The sequence below is a fragment of the Arthrobacter saudimassiliensis genome, assembly GCF_059090665.1.
In genome coordinates this window covers 1,164,572-1,180,629 of the sequence record NZ_JBNHFX010000001.1, presented here as the reverse complement: position 1 = coordinate 1,180,629, position 16,058 = coordinate 1,164,572, and the positions used below count along the sequence as shown (strand labels likewise).

Annotated in this window: 16 protein-coding genes; 5 read left to right on the top strand and 11 right to left on the bottom strand. The window is 72.7% G+C overall.

Features of this window, described 5'->3' with window-relative positions; translation table 11 throughout:
* Nucleotides 1-11 precede the first annotated feature (11 nt).
* On the top strand, nucleotides 12-620 hold the full coding sequence (locus AC5RV6_RS05515; protein WP_494006270.1) for an NADPH-dependent F420 reductase: 609 nt from the start codon (nucleotides 12-14) through the stop codon (nucleotides 618-620).
* A 109-nt stretch (nucleotides 621-729) separates the two neighbouring features.
* Here the strand turns inward: AC5RV6_RS05515 and AC5RV6_RS05510 are convergent, their stop codons facing one another.
* From AC5RV6_RS05510 to AC5RV6_RS05480, 7 genes are all read right to left on the bottom strand, one after another.
* Nucleotides 730-1,419 (bottom strand): SDR family oxidoreductase, encoded by a 690-nt coding sequence (locus AC5RV6_RS05510; protein ID WP_494006631.1) that lies wholly within the window; start codon nucleotides 1,417-1,419, stop codon nucleotides 730-732.
* A 64-nt stretch (nucleotides 1,420-1,483) separates the two neighbouring features.
* On the bottom strand, nucleotides 1,484-2,845 hold the full coding sequence (locus tag AC5RV6_RS05505; protein ID WP_494006269.1) for a PfkB family carbohydrate kinase: 1,362 nt from the start codon (nucleotides 2,843-2,845) through the stop codon (nucleotides 1,484-1,486).
* The gene (locus AC5RV6_RS05500; protein WP_494006268.1) at nucleotides 2,842-3,585 is read right to left on the bottom strand and encodes a D-sedoheptulose-7-phosphate isomerase; all 744 of its coding nucleotides are present in this window, start codon (nucleotides 3,583-3,585) and stop codon (nucleotides 2,842-2,844) included. The genes AC5RV6_RS05505 and AC5RV6_RS05500 overlap by 4 nt, the downstream gene beginning before the upstream one ends.
* Nucleotides 3,582-4,841, bottom strand: coding sequence for a glycosyltransferase (locus AC5RV6_RS05495; RefSeq protein ID WP_494006267.1), 1,260 nt, complete (start codon nucleotides 4,839-4,841; stop codon nucleotides 3,582-3,584). The genes AC5RV6_RS05500 and AC5RV6_RS05495 overlap by 4 nt, the downstream gene beginning before the upstream one ends.
* Nucleotides 4,838-5,884, bottom strand: a complete 1,047-nt coding sequence (locus tag AC5RV6_RS05490) for a glycosyltransferase (RefSeq protein ID WP_494006266.1) — start codon at nucleotides 5,882-5,884, stop codon at nucleotides 4,838-4,840. The genes AC5RV6_RS05495 and AC5RV6_RS05490 overlap by 4 nt, the downstream gene beginning before the upstream one ends.
* Nucleotides 5,881-6,942 (bottom strand): glycosyltransferase family 9 protein, encoded by a 1,062-nt coding sequence (locus AC5RV6_RS05485; RefSeq protein WP_494006265.1) that lies wholly within the window; start codon nucleotides 6,940-6,942, stop codon nucleotides 5,881-5,883. The genes AC5RV6_RS05490 and AC5RV6_RS05485 overlap by 4 nt, the downstream gene beginning before the upstream one ends.
* Nucleotides 6,939-7,475 (bottom strand): D-glycero-alpha-D-manno-heptose-1,7-bisphosphate 7-phosphatase, encoded by a 537-nt coding sequence (locus AC5RV6_RS05480; protein WP_494006264.1) that lies wholly within the window; start codon nucleotides 7,473-7,475, stop codon nucleotides 6,939-6,941. The genes AC5RV6_RS05485 and AC5RV6_RS05480 overlap by 4 nt, the downstream gene beginning before the upstream one ends.
* A gap of 95 nt (nucleotides 7,476-7,570) precedes the next feature.
* Between AC5RV6_RS05480 and AC5RV6_RS05475 the strand changes: the two genes are divergently transcribed.
* The 3 genes from AC5RV6_RS05475 (at nucleotide 7,571) to AC5RV6_RS05465 (ending at nucleotide 9,940) form a co-directional block, all read left to right on the top strand.
* Complete coding sequence (locus AC5RV6_RS05475) at nucleotides 7,571-7,927, top strand: GntR family transcriptional regulator (protein ID WP_494006263.1); 357 nt, start codon at nucleotides 7,571-7,573, stop codon at nucleotides 7,925-7,927.
* Complete coding sequence (locus tag AC5RV6_RS05470) at nucleotides 7,917-8,894, top strand: DUF1648 domain-containing protein (protein ID WP_494006262.1); 978 nt, start codon at nucleotides 7,917-7,919, stop codon at nucleotides 8,892-8,894. The genes AC5RV6_RS05475 and AC5RV6_RS05470 overlap by 11 nt, the downstream gene beginning before the upstream one ends.
* Nucleotides 8,895-8,986: 92 nt before the next feature.
* Nucleotides 8,987-9,940: a glycosyltransferase family 9 protein gene (locus AC5RV6_RS05465; protein WP_494006261.1), complete on the top strand. Its 954-nt coding sequence runs from the start codon at nucleotides 8,987-8,989 to the stop codon at nucleotides 9,938-9,940.
* A gap of 46 nt (nucleotides 9,941-9,986) precedes the next feature.
* Here the strand turns inward: AC5RV6_RS05465 and AC5RV6_RS05460 are convergent, their stop codons facing one another.
* The 4 genes from AC5RV6_RS05460 to AC5RV6_RS05445 all read right to left on the bottom strand — a co-directional run bounded on the left by AC5RV6_RS05460 (nucleotide 9,987) and on the right by AC5RV6_RS05445 (nucleotide 14,631).
* Nucleotides 9,987-10,781 carry a sigma-70 family RNA polymerase sigma factor gene (locus AC5RV6_RS05460; protein WP_494006260.1) on the bottom strand — a complete coding sequence of 265 codons (795 nt, stop codon included), beginning with the start codon at nucleotides 10,779-10,781 and terminating at the stop codon, nucleotides 9,987-9,989.
* 192 nt (nucleotides 10,782-10,973) lie between these two features.
* Nucleotides 10,974-11,258 (bottom strand): hypothetical protein, encoded by a 285-nt coding sequence (locus AC5RV6_RS05455; protein ID WP_494006259.1) that lies wholly within the window; start codon nucleotides 11,256-11,258, stop codon nucleotides 10,974-10,976.
* Between the two features lie 96 nt (nucleotides 11,259-11,354).
* Nucleotides 11,355-11,780, bottom strand: a complete 426-nt coding sequence (locus AC5RV6_RS05450; protein ID WP_494006258.1) for a hypothetical protein — start codon at nucleotides 11,778-11,780, stop codon at nucleotides 11,355-11,357.
* Nucleotides 11,781-11,964: 184 nt separating this feature from the next.
* Nucleotides 11,965-14,631, bottom strand: a complete 2,667-nt coding sequence (locus tag AC5RV6_RS05445) for a hypothetical protein (RefSeq protein WP_494006257.1) — start codon at nucleotides 14,629-14,631, stop codon at nucleotides 11,965-11,967.
* 417 nt (nucleotides 14,632-15,048) lie between these two features.
* On the opposite strand from AC5RV6_RS05445, the gene AC5RV6_RS05440 reads away from it, so the two are divergent.
* Nucleotides 15,049-16,047, top strand: a complete 999-nt coding sequence (locus AC5RV6_RS05440) for an EamA family transporter (protein WP_494006256.1) — start codon at nucleotides 15,049-15,051, stop codon at nucleotides 16,045-16,047.
* Nucleotides 16,048-16,058 lie beyond the last annotated feature (11 nt).

Sequence of the window (16,058 nt, the reverse complement as noted above, 5' to 3'; positions counted from 1 at the left end):
GGCAGGACATCATGGACATCACTGTTCTTGGCACCGGACACATGGCCCGCACCCTCGGAGGAGGCCTGCTCCGGGCAGGCCATTCCGTGGTCTTCGGCTCCCGCAACCCCGACGGCGCCCAGGGCCTGCCCGGGCCGGTGCTCGGACATCCGGAGGCCATAGCCCGCAGCAGCGTCGTCCTCAGCGCCCTCGCGGCGGCCCACTCCCTGGAGGCACTGTCGGCCCTGCGCGGGGACCTGGCCGGCCGCGTCCTGATCGACATCGGCAACGCCGTGGACGGGCAGATGGAGCTGATCTACTCCGACTCCAGTCTGGGGGAGCGGCTGCAGCAGGCCCTGCCGGACACGAAGGTCGTCAAGACGCTCAATACGGTGCCCGGGCCGATCGGTGCGGACCCGACAACCCTGTCGGGGCCCACGAGTGTCTTCCTCTCCGGCAATCATGCGGAGGCGAAGCGCCTGGTGTCGGCGCTGCTTGCCGATCTGGGATGGGCTCCCGGGCAGCAGATCGATCTGGGGGGCATCGCCACCGCCCGCGCCGCGGAGCATTACTTCCTGCTCTTCGCAGCGCTGATGGCCGCGCTGCGCAGTCCCAGCTTCAATCTCGCCATCACCCGCTGACGCCGGAGGAACGTCGGGGATTCCTCGGCGCAGAAAGCGGCAGGGCTCCGCGGAAACGTCCGCGGAGCCCTGCCGTCTTGATGCTGCTGTGCCGGATCGGCCTGCCGGCCTAGGGCCAGGAGTCCTCCTCCTCATGGCAGATCACCATTTCACGCACCTCGCAGCCCTTCGGCTGGTTCAGCACGAACAGAATCGCGTTGGCCACGTTCAGCGGATCGTTGAGCCGGGAATCGTCCTGCGGCTTGTACTGCTCGGTGCGGTCGTCGAAGAAGTGCGTCTTCATGCCCGCCGGGATCATGGTGGTCACGCCGATCTCCCCGCGGGTCTCCGCCGCCAGGGCCCGGCTGAAGCCGACCACGCCGAACTTCGAGGCGCAGTACGCGGTCGCATCCGACACCGCCTTGATGCCCAGCGAGGACGCCACCGTGACGGCCCGGCCGTGGCTCTCCTTCAGGTACGGCAGCGCCGCGCGGACCACCGAGACGGTGCCCATCAGGTTCACGCCGATGACCTTTTCCCATTCCTCGGCCGGCACGTCCTCCAGCCGGCCGCAGCGGTCGATGCCGGCGGCGGTCACCACGGCGTCCAGCCCGCCGAGCTCCTCCGCGGACTGCTTCACCGCCGCCTCCACGGAGGCGCGGTCGGCGACGTCGGCCTGGAAGGCCTTGGCGCCGGAGACGGCGCTGATGTCACGGTCCAGTACGACGGCGCTGCCGCCGGCGGCGGTCACGGCCTGCACCACTGCGGCCCCCAGGCCGGAGTTTCCGCCGGTCACGAGGACCCGTCCGGGATTGCCCATTGTGTTGCTCACTGTGTTCCTTTCCTAGGGGATCGATGGTCGTTCCGCGGAAGCACCCGGCCGGTCAGCCGACCTTGGCCAGGGCCGCCGCAAGCTTGGTGGTGGAGCGCGCCGGGTAGTAGGGCACGGTCACCGTGTCGCCGCCCCAGCTGCGCAGCAGCGCGGTTTCGGGCAGGTCCTCGGCGCGGTAGTCGCCGCCCTTGACCCAGATGTCCGGGCGCAGCCGCTCGAGCGCGGCCTCCGGGGTGTCCTCGTCAAAGATCATCACCCCGTCCACGCATTCGAGCGCCAGCAGCAGTTCGGCGCGGTCCTCCTGGCCGATGATCGGCCGCGCCTCGCCCTTGAGCCGGCGCACGGAGGAGTCGGAGTTCAGGCACACGATCAGGCAGTCGCCCAGCCTGCGGGCCGCGGAGAGCGTGCGGGCGTGCCCGGCGTGCAGCAGATCGAAGCAGCCGCCGGTGGCCACCACGGTCCCGCCGGCCTCACGGGTCCGGGCGGCGGCGCGCAGCGCGTCCATGGCGTCGCCGCGCAGCGGCTCGGGTTCCTTCTCCCGCTGGAGACCGGCCACGCCGCCGGCGGCGAGGAACGTTGCGGCGGCCTTCGCCGCTTCGGCGGCGGCGTCGTCCACGGCGGCCCCGGCGGCCAGTTCAAGGATCAGCGACGCGGCGAACCGGTCCCCGGCCCCGCACGGATCGGAGGTGGCCACCTCGGGAACGGGCACCACCTGCGGCAGCCCGGCCTCCGAGAGCACCAGGGCGCCCTGCCCGCCGAGGGTGACGACGACGGCGCGGGGCTGCCAGCGTCCCAGCAGCTCCTCGGCGGCGCCGAGGGCGGCGGGCAGGCTGTTGCCGGAACCGCCGGCGGCGCGCAGTGCCTCGGAGAGGTTCGGGGTGACCGCGGCGACGCCGGACACCGGGTCCGTGCCCGAGGGGTGCGGATCCCAGACCACCGGAATGCGTCCGGCCAGCCGCTGCACCGCCTGCCGCAGGGCGGGCACGGCGGTGATGCCGCGGCCGTAGTCGGCCACGATCACCGCTTCGGCCGCGTTCAGCGCCGCGAGCATCTCCTCGGTGGCCTCGGGCACCGGGGCGGGGGCGCAGCCCTCATCGAAGCGGACCACCGCCTGTCCGGCGGCCCGCACCCGGGTCTTGACCGGCGTCGGGGCTCCGGAGGGGCCGGCGGTGACCGTGATGCCCTCCAGGGCGGCGCGCAGGTCCGCGGAGGCCGGATCGTCGGAGAGGACGGTCACCAGGGTGACGCTGTGCCCGTCCCGGGCCAGCATCCGGGCCACCAGGCCCGCCCCGCCGGCCCGCCGGTGCACGGCGTCCACTTCGACGACGGGTACCGGCGCGTCCGGGGAGAGGCGCTGGGCCTCGCCGGCGATGTCCATGTCCAGGAGCACGTCTCCCAGCACCACGATGTTCATGTCCGTGCCTCCTGTGCGGACTCGGCTGATGATGATGGTTCGGCGTCAGGCTCCGCCGCTCCGGGCGCCGCAGCCGCCTCCGCGTCCAGCCGGGCGATCTCCGCGTCGAAGGCGCGGCACAGCATGTGGACGCCGATCAGGTGCGCTTCCTGCGCGTTGGCGGACCGGGCCTGGATGGCCACGTGGTCGTCGCAGGCTTCGGTCAGCGGATTCGGGACCGAGCCGGTCAGCGCCCAGGTGGTGATGCCCGCCGTGCGCGCCGCGTCGGCGGCGCGCAGCAGGTTCGGGCTGCGGCCGCTGGTGGAGAGCAGCACCAGCACGTCGCCCGGCCGGCCGTGCGCCGCGACCTGGCGGGCGTAGAGCTCCTCGAAGCCGTAGTCGTTGCCGATGGCGGTGACCGCCGAGGTCTCCGCGTGCAGGGCGATCGCCGAAAAGGCGCGGCGCTCGCCGTCGAACCGTCCGACCAGCTCGGCGGTCAGGTGCTGCGCCTCCGCGGCCGAACCGCCGTTGCCCGCCGCCAGCAGGCGGTGCCCGGCGCGCAGCCGACGGGCCAGGTCGACGCCCCAGGCGGTGAGCCGCCCGGCCTGCTCCTGAAGGGAGCTGATGGCGGGGACAAGGTGTTCGAGGTGCTCGCGGACAGCGTCCCGGGCCGGGCCGTCGCTGCGCGGCGCCGCCGTGGGCTGCGCCGGCACGGCCGCCGGCGGGGGCGTGGTGCCGGGGTGGATGCTCAGCGGATTCACAGGGCCTGCCCTCCCAGCGGCTGCAGCCGGCGGCGCGGGCTGGCGGTGACGGTGGCCTGATAGGCCTTCTCGGTGTCCGCGGCCACCCGGTCCCAGGAGTAGCGGGCGTTGGCGCGGGCCAGGCCGGCGGCGCCCAGGCGCCTGGCGTAGGCGGGGTGGCCCAGCAGCTCCGCGAGCGCCTCGGCCAGCGCTTCCGGGTCCCGGGGCGGCACGTGCAGCCCGGTCTTGCCGTGGACCACGGTGTCGATCAGGCCGCCGACGGCGGAGGCGACCACGGGGATGCCGCAGGCCATGGCTTCCAGCGGGGTGATGCCGAACGGCTCGTACCAGGGGGCGCAGACCACCGCGTCGGCGCTGCGCAGCACGGCGGGCATCTGTTCGCGCGGCACCTGCCCGCGCATCACCACCCGGTCTTCGACGCCGAGCTCCTTCGCCAGCGCCTTCAGGCGCCGGGCCTCGGGGTCGCGGTCCAGTCCGGCGGAGTCGCTGCCGCCGCCCACGATCAGCAGCTCGACGTCATCGATGCCCTGCCCGGCCATCAGCGCCAGCGCCCGGATCACCAGGTCCATGCCCTTGCGCGGCACCAGCCGGCCGATGGTGGCGATCCGGTGGGCGCGTCCGCGCGGCTCCACCGGCCCCTGGGCCCCGAACAGGGACAGGTCGACGCCGCAGGGCACCACCGAGATGCGGCTGCCGGGAATGCCCAGGGCCTTGAGTTCGAAGACCTCGTCGGAGCAGGTGGCCACCACCCGGTCCGCGTTGCGGCCCACCGACGGTTCCAGCCAGGTCCGTTCCGAGGGGCTGGTGTCTTCGGCGCCCTGGTGGCGCTTCTTCACCGACCCCAGGGCGTGGAAGGTCTGGACCACCGGCACCGGATAGCCGGGGCCGTCCAGCCGGCGGGCGGCGTCGAGCGCGGCGACGCCGGACATCCAGAAGTGCCCGTGCACCACGTCCGGCGGGCTGGCGCCCCAGTCGGCGGAGATGCCGGCGGCGAAGTCCTCCATGTACGGCAGCAGGGTGTCCTTGGGCAGCGCCTCGGCGGGGCCGGCATCCACGTGCACCACCTCCAGGCCCTCGGCGACCGCCACCCGGTCCGGCAGCGCCGGATCGTCCCGCCGCGTGTACACGCTGACCTCGTGGCCGCGGCGGGCCAGCGCCAGCGACAGGGCGGCTACGTGCACGTTCTGCCCTCCGGCGTCCACCCCGCCCAGCGCGGCGAGCGGGCTGGCGTGCTCGGAAACCATTGAAATCCTCACAGGGCGCTCCTTCCACCGGCCGTGGAAAGGATGCCGGTATCGGTGACGGGGTGCCCGGCCGCCAGGGCGCCGGGACGGGAGGAAACGACGTCGGAGAGGACGTTGTCCCAGTCGGTGAGGAACCGCTGCAGCCCGTACCGGGCCAGGGCCGCCTCGCGGGCGATCCGGCCGCGGGCGCGGGCCTCGTCCGGGTCCTCGATCAACCGGGCGGCCGCCCGGCACAGCTCATCGACGCTGGCCGAGACGGCTCCGGCCTCCGGCGGCACCGCGCGGGCCGCTTCGGTGGCGTCCAGGGCGATGACCGGCATCCCGAGGTGCATGGCCTCCAGCAGGGACAGGCCCAGCGAGGTCCAGCGCATCGGATGGACGTAGGCCCTGCAGCCGGCCAGGGCCGGGTGCAGGGATCCGCCGGACAGGTCCCCGCGCACGGTCAGCTCGTCGGGGCCCAGGCCGGTGGCCTCGTTGAGCCCGTCACCGCCCATGCCGAACACTTCCAGGTGCCCGGCCCGGGCGAAGTGCGGCAGCAGGTCGGTGCCGGTCACCCGCCAGCGGCGCACCGGCTCGTTGATCACCACGCCCAGGTGGTCCCGCTCGCCGGTGTACAGGAGGCCCGGGTCCGGAATGCCGTGCTCGATGACCCGGACCGGAGCGGATCCGGTGTCCCAGAACAGGGCGTTGAAGTGGGTCACGTGGATGATCGGGATGTCGTTTTGGTCCGCCAGCGGATGCCGGCTGTCGGGGACGCGGCCGTCCTTGGGGGTGTTGTGCTCCAGGAACACGGCCGGCAGGTCGCGGCCCGGGCGGCGGCCGGTCAGCCGTTCCACCTCGGCGATCTCCTCGGGGCGCTGCAGCACCACGACGTCGATGTCGTGGCCGCGCAGGTCCCCGGGCGCCACCTCGACCGCGTTGTCGGGCCAGGCCCGGCCGCCGCGGCCCAGTCCCCAGGGGCCGCCGTCGGGCGTGGCGGGCAGCAGGCAGCGGTGGCTGCCGCGGACAAAGGCCTCCATCCAGCCGCCGTGGACGTGCCAGACCAGGATGTTCATCCATTCCTCGTTTCTCTGCGGGTGCGCAGTGACGTGACGCCGGTGGTGAGCCGGACGACGGCCTCCAGTACCTGTTCGGGGTTCACCCCGGCCAGGCAGGGATGTCCGGGAACCGGGCAGACCCGGGCGCGGCTGTTGCGGCACCGGGCGTTCTGGTCCCCGAGCAGTTCCAGCGGCACCTTGTAGGGTGCCCAACGGACGGCCGGAACAACAGGGGAAAACAGGCTGACGATCGGCGTGCCGACGGCGGCGGCCAGGTGGGCCGGGCCGGTGTTGCCCACCACCACGCAGGACGCGCCGGCGAGCACACCGGCCAGGGTGGGCATGTCGGTGCGTCCGCCCAGGTCCAGGCCGGCGACGCCTGCCACGGTGGCGGTCAGGTCGGTCTCGCCGGGCCCGCCGGTGACCACCACCCGGTAGCCGGCACCGGTGAGCAGTTCGACGACGGCGGCGTGGTGCAGCGGCGGATAGGCCCGGGCCGGCACGGCCGCGCCGGGATGGACCACCACGTACGGTTCGTCGCCGACCAGTCCGGTGACATCGGGGATGCCGCGCACCATGAGCCGGCCGTCGTCGTCGGCGGGCAGCCGGTAGCCGGCGGCGGCGGCGATCCGCAGGGCCCGCTCCGCCTCCGGCTGGTCCTCGGGGAAGTCTTCGCCGGGCTTGAGCCGCACATCGAGCAGCGAGCCGGCGTAGTCCACGGAGGCGCCGCTGATCTTCGCCACTGCGGCGGTGCGCAGCAGCAGCGCCAGCGGCAGCGGGGACTGGTGGAAGCTGGTCAGGATCACGGCCTCGTCGATGTCCCTGGCGCGCACCCAGTCCAGCAGCGTGCCCAGGTGTTCGGGGGTGGCCTGCGGGGCCGGGTCCACGATCCAGGGGCTGGCCCAGGTGAAGACCTCGGCGACGCCGGGCAGCAGGTTCGCCGCGGCGGTGCCCTGCGGTCCGCACAGCAGCAGCACCTCGGTGTCGGCAGCGGCGGCGACGGCGCGCACGGCCGGGCCGGAGACCAGGACGTCCCCGGCGCTGTCCAGCCGGGCCACGAGCACCCGCCGGCTCATGCGGGCCCCCGCAGCAGTTCCACGGCTTCGGCGAGGGAGCCGGCCACCAGCTCGGCGGCCTCGACCTCCTCGCTGCGGGTGACCGGCGTCGGCACCAGCACGCCGCGGGCGCCGGCGGCACGGGCGGCGTCGACGTCGGCGCCGATGTCGCCGATGAAGCCCAGTTCCCCGGGTGCCAGGCCCAGCCGGTCGGCGGCGGAGAGCAGCATGCCGGGGGCCGGCTTGCGGCACGGGCAGCCGTCGCCGGGACCGTGCGGGCAGATCTCCCAGAGGTCAAAGGGCCCCAGCAGTTCCTCCACCCGGGCGTTGACGGCGTCCACCTGGCTGCGGTCCAGCAGCCCGCGGGCGATGCCGGACTGGTTGGTCAGCACGCCGGTGGGGACCTCCTCAGCGCGCAGCCGGTCGAGCACTTCGGCCGCTCCCGGGATGGGACGGACCAGCTCCGGGTCGGAGTTGTAGGGCACGTCGAAGACCAGGGTGCCGTCCCGGTCGAACAGGACGGCGCGTACCGGCGGCTTCGGCTGGTGTTCCATACCTGTCCTGTGCCCAGCCGCGCGGGAAATGAAACAGGCGGCCGGGATAATCTTGCTCAATCCTGCATTTGTTCTAGTTGTAGTAGAATAAAGCCATGTTGATGCGAGTGGATCCGGGCAGCGGTCAGCCGCTGTTCGCGCAGCTGGCGGCCTCTATCCGCGCCGACGCCGCAGCCGGACGGCTGCGCCCCGGCGAACGTCTCCCGGCCGCCCGGGAGGTGGCCCAGGGGCTCGGCGTCAACGTGCACACCGTGCTGCGGGCCTACCAGGAGCTGCGCGACGAAGGACTGATTGAGCTGCGCCGCGGCCGCGGTGCGGTGGTCACGGAGGCGGCCGCCCCGCTGGCCGCCCTGCACGATGACGTGCTGGCGCTGGCGGCGAAGGCGCGCGCGCTCGGACTGTCACCGGAGACCCTGGCCGAATACGTGAAGGAGATTGCCCATGAGCGCTGACACCGCTTCCGCCCGCTGCCGCTTCCTGCTGGTCGCGGTGGCCGTGCCCGCCGTCGTCGTGGCCGCCGCCCTGGCACTGCAGCTGGCGGTCCTGGGATCGCTGCCGGATCCGGTCGCGGTGCACTGGGGCGGCCACGGCCCGGACGGCTTCGGCCCGCCCTGGCTTCCGGTGCTGCTCACCGCTGTCTTCGGCGCGCTGGTGCCGGCGCTGATGGTCGCCTCTGCCCTGCCGGGCCTGCGCGACGGCGGCGCCAGCTACCGCTTCCTCGGGGCCCTGGTGCCCGGGTTCACCGTGCTCCTGTGCATGGTCCTGACCTGGGGGCAGCTTATGCAGGCGGGCCTCGCGGATGCCCGGCAGGCACCGGGCATCGGCCTTCCGCTGCTGGCGTCCACGGCCGCCGGGCTGGCGGTGGCCGTCCTGGCCTGGGCGGTGCAGCCCGCTCCGGCGCCGCCCGCGGCCGCCGTTCCGGCCCGGCCGCTGCCGCTGGGCGCCGGAGAGCGTGCCGTCTGGTTCCGGGAGGCGTCCCTGGCGCTGCCCGGGCTGCTGCTGATCCTCGGGGCGGTCACCGCTGCGCTGGCCGGCACCGTGATTGCCTGGCTGTGGGCGGAGCCCGCCCTGGCCTGGGGGCTCACCGCCGTCACCCTGGTGCTGCTGGCAGCCGCGGCCACCACCACGGCGTTCCGGGTCAGGGTGGACGGCCGGGGCCTGACGGTGACCTCGGTGGCGGGGCTGCCCCGGTTCCATGTGGCGCCCGAGGATGTTGCCTCCGCCGAGGCCGTCACGGTGCATCCCATGGGCGAATTCGGCGGCTGGGGACTGCGTTCGGCTCCGGGGCGCTTCGGCGTCGTGCTGCGCACCGGGGAAGCGCTGCAGGTTACCCGCCGGAACGGGCGGCGGTTCGTGGTCACGGTGGACGGCGCCGGCACCGCCGCCGCCCTGCTGCAGGCGCTCGCGCGGCGCGGGTAACCCGCTTCCGGCGCCTTGCGGCAGCGGGGCCCGGCAGCGGGCATCTGGCAGGATGAAAGCCGTGCACCGACGCTTGCCGGAAGGACGCCGCCTTGAAGAATGAAGACACCCCCGCCCGGGACGGGCGTCCGGAGCTGCTCGCCCTGCGCGCCCTGAAGCTCGGTGACCTGCTGGTGGCCGTGCCTGCCCTGCGCGGCCTGCGCCGGGCCTTCCCGGAGCACCGGATCTTCTATGCCGCGCAGCCGTGGCTGCGGCCCGTCGTCGAGCTGATCGGCAGCGTGGACGAGCTGCTGCCGATGCACGGGCTGGACGTTCCCGTGCCCCTGGAGCCGGGCCGGGTGGACCTCGCGGTGAACCTGCACGGCAACGGCGCTGAAAGCCGCCAGCGGCTTCAGGCCCTGGACGCGGCCCGCGCCATCGGGCACAAATCGCCGGGCTGGGACGGCCCGGAGTGGGAACACGGCATCCACGAACGGGAGCGCTGGGCCCGCCTGGTGTCCTGGCACGGCATCGAGGCCGACCCGCTGGACTACAAACTGAACCGGCCGGGCGTGCCTGCTCCGGTGCCGGGCGCCGCGGTCGTCCACGTGGGCGCCGCGTACGGCAGCCGGCTCTGGCCGGTGGAGCGCTTCGCCGCCGTCGCACGCCAGCTGGCCGACGCCGGCCTGCCCGTGGTGTTCACCGGCAGCCAGGGAGAGCGGGCCCGCGCCCTGGCGGTGGCGGACCGTGCCGGCCTGCCGCTGGACACCGTCGCCGCCGGCGAGCTGGGCCTGGACCGCTTCGCCGCCGTCATTGCCGACGCCGCCGTCGTCGTCTCCGCCGACACCGGCGCCGCGCATCTGGCTTCGGCGTATGAGCGGCCCTCAGTGGTGATCTTCGGCCCGGCACCGGTCAGTGAATGGGGTCCGCCGCCGGGGCCGCACATCGCGCTGACGGACGAATCGGTGCGGCGCGGGGAGACGTTCTCGCCGGATCCGGACCCCGCGCTGCTGGCGGTTACGGTGGAGGACGTGCTGGCCGCCGTCGGCAAGCTCGAAGTGATCTGACCCGTCGGCCCGCCGCCGGGGCGGCGGGACCGATGCGGGACGCGGCTCAGGCCGAGCGCGCGTTCATCCCGGACGGCGCGTTGCCTTTCCCGTCGGAGTGTTCCGGGCTGCCGAGCAGCTGCAGCTGGAGCTTGACCAGGATGCGGGCCAGCCGGCGGGACACCTGCATCTGCGTCATGCCGAGGCGCTCGCCGATTGCCTGCTGGGACAGTTCATGGAAATAGCGCAGGAACAGCAGCTGCCGTTCGCCCTCCGGAAGCCCGCGCATGGCCTGGCCCAGCATCAGCACGTCATCTGAGCGTTCGGTCCACAGCCCCTGGGGATCCTCGGGCTCGAGCACTGCACCGCCGGGGGCCGGTGCGTCCAGCGACTCCGGCCGCATGCTGCCGGAACAGGCCAGCGCTTCGAGGATGTCCTGGACCGGTTCGCCCAGCTCGGCGGCCAGGTCCTGTGCGGTCGCCTCCCGGCCCAGCCGCTGGCTGAGACCAGGCTGTGCCTTGGCGACGGCCGTGCGCAGGTCCTGCAACCGCCGCGGCGGGCGGACCACCCAGCCGTTGTCACGCAGGTGGCGCTTGAGCTCGCCGTGGATGGTGGGCAGGGCGAAGGCCGGAAAATGCTCGCCCTTGGACGGGTCGAATCGGCGGGCGGCCTTGATCAGCCCCACGTAGGCGACCTGGCGCAGGTCCGCCGCCTCGCGGCCCGGAGAGCGGTAGCTGCCGGCCGCGGTCTCGGCCAGGTGCCGGTGCTCCTGCACCATCTCGTTCTGGAGGGCCAGCTGCAGGTCACCGCCGCGGCGCCGCTCGGGGGCCGGGCCGGCGCCCGGTAGGTCCATTCTGTTCATGCAGCGCCTCGAATACCACCTCAGGGACGGGCCAGGCCGTCGAACCGAAAGCATGCTTGGGACAACCAAAACAGAAGTAACCTTATGTTTCAACAGCCCCATTGGTTCGGAAGTGGGATTTTCGTGCGTGGGCGCGGGGCCGGGGAGCGTTCCGCGGTCGGAATCCGGGCGCAGGCGGCCTGCCGGAACCGGCTACCCTCCGGGAGGGCGGGCGCCGGCGTCCTCCGTTGCCGGGTCCGGCGTGCCGCGCATCGGGCGGTAGTGCCGGTAGAGGATGACCGCCGCCCCGGCCCCGAGGGCAAAGCTGAGGATAACGGCGATCAGGGCAAAGTAGAGGAACAGGAGCATCGCCATGGGCGGGGTGCCGGCCGGCGGCTGGAGCAGGTTGAGGGCGCCTGCGGTCCAGAGCACGGCGCAGCCGAGCAGGATGAGCCAGGCGGTACGGGGACGGACGCGGGTGAGGAAGCTGCGGTTCACGGGACTCCCAATGAGGCCGGATGCCACGCCAACTGCTTGACGTTGACCCAGCGAGTCTAGGGTTCACCGGAACTGGGTGGAACGGTCCGACGCCGTTTAGGGGGCCTTCCGGGGGTAAGGCCGTGCCAGGCCTGCGGAGGCCCGCACCTGGACCGGAACGCCCCGGCCGGGGTTGTCGCGATGCGCCGCCTCCTGGAGCCACGGCGCCTCTTCCGCGGGGACGTGGAGCACCACGCAGCCTTCACGGCCGTTGAGCAGCGCACGGTGGAGGTGGACTTCGGGCCCGCCCGGGGAACGCGTCCAGGCGAGCACCCGGTCCAGGGCCTCCTTCAGCGCATCCTCGGTGAAAGGCGCGCGGTGCGGCTCGGCGCCGGCGGCAGCCACCTTCTCCGATGCGGCGTCGCTGGTGACCGCGATGTGGAGGCTTCCGTCCTCGATCCAGGAAGCGGCATAGCTCTCACGCACGTCGTCCTTGATCCGGCTGTTGAGTGCCAGCAGTTCGTCGGTCTGGTCCTGGCTCATGCGGTGGTCCTTGTCGACGGAGGGTTCTGAGGGAACGGGAAACGGGAACGGGGAAGGGGACGGGAAGGGGAACGGGAACCGGAACGGGCACGCGGAGCGGAACCGCCGCCGCCCGGGCGGCGGGCTGAAAGCCGCAGGGCGGGTCCCGGCCGAAGCCGGAACCCGCCCTGGTGGCTGATGCAGGCTAGCTGCGGGTTGCCACGTGAGCGCCGCGGCGGCGGCGGTTCAGCAGCAGTGCACCGGTGCCGCCGCCCACGAGGAGCAGGCCGGCTGCGGCTGCCATGCCGACGCCGTTGGCGCCGGTGTCGGCGAGGTCGCCGTCACTGTTGCCACCGGCGTTGCCGCCGTTGTTGTTACCGCCGTCGTTGTTGCCGCCCGGGTTGCCGGGAGCACCCGGGGTTCCCGGATCGCCGGGGTTGCCGCCCGGTGCCACCTGGAGGGCGGCGACGCGGACGGTCAGCTGGGTGAAGTCGGAGCCGACGCCGTCAACCTGCTGGGAAGCGGTGATGGCGTATTCGCCGGCTGCCCAGGGCTCGACGTCGTAGGACCAGCGGCCGTCTTCGTCAGCCTCGGTGGTGCCGGTGGCCAGCGCGTTGCCGACGGCGACGGTCACCGTGGCGCCCGGGCGGGCGGTGCCGGTGATCGAATCGGGGGTGGAACCCTCGGTGAACTCCTGGCCGTCCTTCAGGTTGGTGATCACCGGGGCGGTGTACACAACCGAGAGGTCCAGAGTGGCTTCCTTGGAATCAAGCGAGCCGGCCTTGGCCTGCATCGCGGTCACCCGGTAGGTACCCGGCTTCAGGGCGTTCTCGAACTCGACGGTCCAGCTGCCGTCCTTCTTCACCGTGGCGTTGAACGCCGCGGCGCCGGTGTTCTCCTCAGGCTCCTTGTCTTCCCCGTCAGCGCCGAGGCCTTCGTAGGAGAGAGTAACCTTGGCGCCGGCGACGCCGGTGCCGGAGATCGCGGCCACTTCGCCGACCACGGTGGCCGGGGTGGTGAACACGGGGACATCCAGCGGGGCCTTCTCGAGGGTGAGCGTGAACTCGGCCGTCGAAGACTTGTTGGACCCGTTCACGGCACGGGCGGTCATTTCGAGCGTTCGCTCCGTGACGTCCTCGTCCGTGATGCCCGGGGCGGTGACGCTCCAGGTGCCGTCCGCGGCGACGTCCGCCGTCTGCGGCTCGCCGCCGTCGAAGGTGACCTGGACCTTGGTGCCGGCGGGAGCGCCGGGCACGGTGCCGGTGATCGGCTTGCCGGTCAGGACCGTACCCTCGGCACCCGCGCCGGTCAGGGCGGGCTTGGCGATGAACATCGCGAGCTCAAAGGTGCTGGGAAGGTAGCGGACCGCGTCGGACAGCGAGGCGCCGTTGGTGATGACGCCCTCGATGCCGGCGCTGATCAGGCCGACGGCGGTGGTGCCGCTGACGATGCTGCCGCCGGAGTCGCCCGGGGCGGCCACCAGGTCTGCGCTGCCGAAGCCCCAGACGGCGCGGATGTCGTCAACGCCGTTGCCGCCGCCCACGAAGAAGATGCCCAGTTCCGAGACGTTGCCGCAGGTCCAGAAGGTCGTGCGTCCGGACTTGCAGATCGGGCTGCCGAGGGCCACGTCCGCCGAACCGGTGACCGCCAGGGTGTCGGCGTTGCGATCGGTGTTGGCGCCGCGCTCGGTGACCTCGGCCGTCAGGTCGATGTCCTCGTCGATGTTCTGGATGAGGGCGATGTCGGTGCCGCGGTTCGGTTCCGCTGCAGGATCGTTGGGGGTGGGGCTGTGGTTCGTGCCGCCGAACTGGGAGAAGGTGAACTCGCCCAGGGGTACCAGCACGTTGTCGCCTTCAAGCGGCTCCAGGAAGGCCAGGTTCGAGGCGTCGTCGCCGGTGCAGTGTCCTGCAGTCAGGGCGGCGGGGCTGCCCGCGGTGAAACCGTTGAAGCCGATGGAGCACAGGCCGTCCGGACCCGCGGCGGTGCCGGTCACGATGCCGGAGCCGCCCGGAACGTCCTCGAACGTGCTCAGCGGCTGGGGCTGCTCCAGGACGGTGACGTTGGTGTACTCGGCGTCGAACTCGGCCGGCGTCATCTTCGGAGCGCTGGCCATGCGGATCAGGGAACCGGCGGGCTGGGCGGGCAGCGCATCCAGCGGGGTGCCCAGCTTGATGGTGTATTCCCCGGGCCCGGTGAGCATCACGGAGCGCAGGCCTTCGGCGCTGCCGACCTTCTGCACGTACGCGCGGAGCAGGCTGTCGACGTCTTCGGCGACGGAGGAACCGGCAGCCGGCTTCTCGTCGTCGGCGGCTTCTTCAGCGGCGGGAGCTTCGGCCGCGACGGTTTCCTCGGCCGTCTCGGCGGCGGCGTCCTCGGCGGGAACCGGCTCCTCAAGGACGGCGCCCAGCTCGGACACCGCAGCGGCGAGTTCCTCGCCCGAACCGGTGACGACGATCTGGTCGGCGTCCAGGCGCAGGCTGACGAAGCCCTCGATCTTCTGGAGGTCGGGCAGTGCCAGGGCTGCCTTCTCGCCCAGCTCGCCTGCCGCGATGAACTCCTCGAGGCTCATGCCAAGGTCGCGCATGAGCGCCTCGGCCAGGCCCGGGGGCAGCTCGGAGGCCGCCGCGGTTCCCTCTGCGTCCGCTTCCGGCGCCGGAACGGCGTCCTGGGGAGCAGTCTCGGCCGGGGCCTTGGCGGGAGCCGGCGTGGCGGGAGCGGTGGTCGGAACGGCGCTGCTGGTGGCCGTGGGCTCGGCAGGTGCCGTGGCCTCGTCGGCGTTGGCCGGCGAGGCGACCATGAGCCCGCTGAAGGCCAGCACTGCTGCGGCGCTGAGTGCGCCCGCGCGTTTGTGGATAGCGCGTGGTTGATGCATGAAGTTATCCCCCCGGTAAGCGGTCCGCGCGGGACTGCAGGCTGCAACGGTGCAGCCTGCGGCCTCGGACGGACCGTTCAGAGTTGCGAATGAGACTTGCTAGGAACTGCCGCCAGGCTTCTTCCGAAAGCACCCGGTTCAGGTGCTTCAGCGCAGCCCGCAGTGGGGATAGGGCTGCAGCCGGAGGCAGGGTTAGGCTAACCGACCGTCAGCGTGCTGACAACAGTGCATGCGCACGCATATGAATTCTGCCCGGCATCCGGCAGGCATCCCTCCGCGACGGAGTGTGAATCGGACGCGTTGACCGCCTTCGGCGGCCGGGGCTAGCGTCATCCTCATCAACACTTCCCGCTCCTGCCGGCGCGCGCCGGGACAGCCCCCGGGAACCCTCGGCACCACACGAAAGGGGAGCCCGGCATGCCACGGCGCAGCTCACCCCATCCCGGCAGCACCCCCGGCGGGCAGACTGCCTCCATCGCCTCGGCAGGCGCCTCGGGGCTGGCCATTGCGCTGCTGTCCTCAGCGGTGTTCGGCCTTTCCGGCTCCTTTGCGAAGGCCCTGCTGGAGACCGGTTGGAGCTCGGCGGCCGCCGTCGCGGTCCGGATGGGCGGCGCCGGCCTGGTCCTGCTCGTTCCGGTCCTCTGGGTGCTGCACGGACGCTGGCACCAGGTCCGGGCGAACTGGCGCACCATTGTGCTGTTCGGCCTCATCGGGGTGGCCGGCTGCCAGTTCTTCTACTTCAACGCGGTGAACCGCCTGTCGGTGGGGGTGGCCCTGCTGCTGGAGTTCCTCGCCCCGGTGCTGATGGTCCTGTGGATCTGGCTGGTCCGCCGCCGCCGGCCCGGACTGCCGACCATGCTGGGCACGGTCGCCGCCGTCGCCGGGCTGGTGCTCGTCCTCGACGTCACGGCCGACGCCCGGGTGGATCCGATCGGCGTCCTCTGGGGCCTGGCGGCCGCGGTCTGCCTGGCGGTCTACTTCTTCATCACCGCCCGGCAGAACGACACCCTGCCTCCGCTGGTGCTGGCCACCGGGGGCATGTTCGTGGGCGCGGCCACCATGGCCCTGCTCGGTGCCGTCGGCCTGGTGCCGATGGCCTGGAACACGGCCGATGTCGAACTCGCGGGCTGGACCACCCGCTGGTGGGTGCCGCTGCTGGGCCTGGTCCTGTTCTCCACCGTGCTGGCCTACGTGACCGGCATTGTCGCGGCGCGGGCGCTGGGCTCCCGGGTGGCGTCCTTCGTCTCGCTGACCGAGGTGCTGTTCGCGGTGCTGTGGGCCTGGCTGCTGCTGTCCGAGCTGCCGCGGCCGGTGCAGCTCGCCGGCGGCGCGCTGATCGTGCTCGGCGTGTTCCTGGTCCGGGCGGACCGCCGGGGCTCCCTCCCGGAGGAAGGCGCCCCGGAGGTGTACTCCTAGGTTCCGCCCGG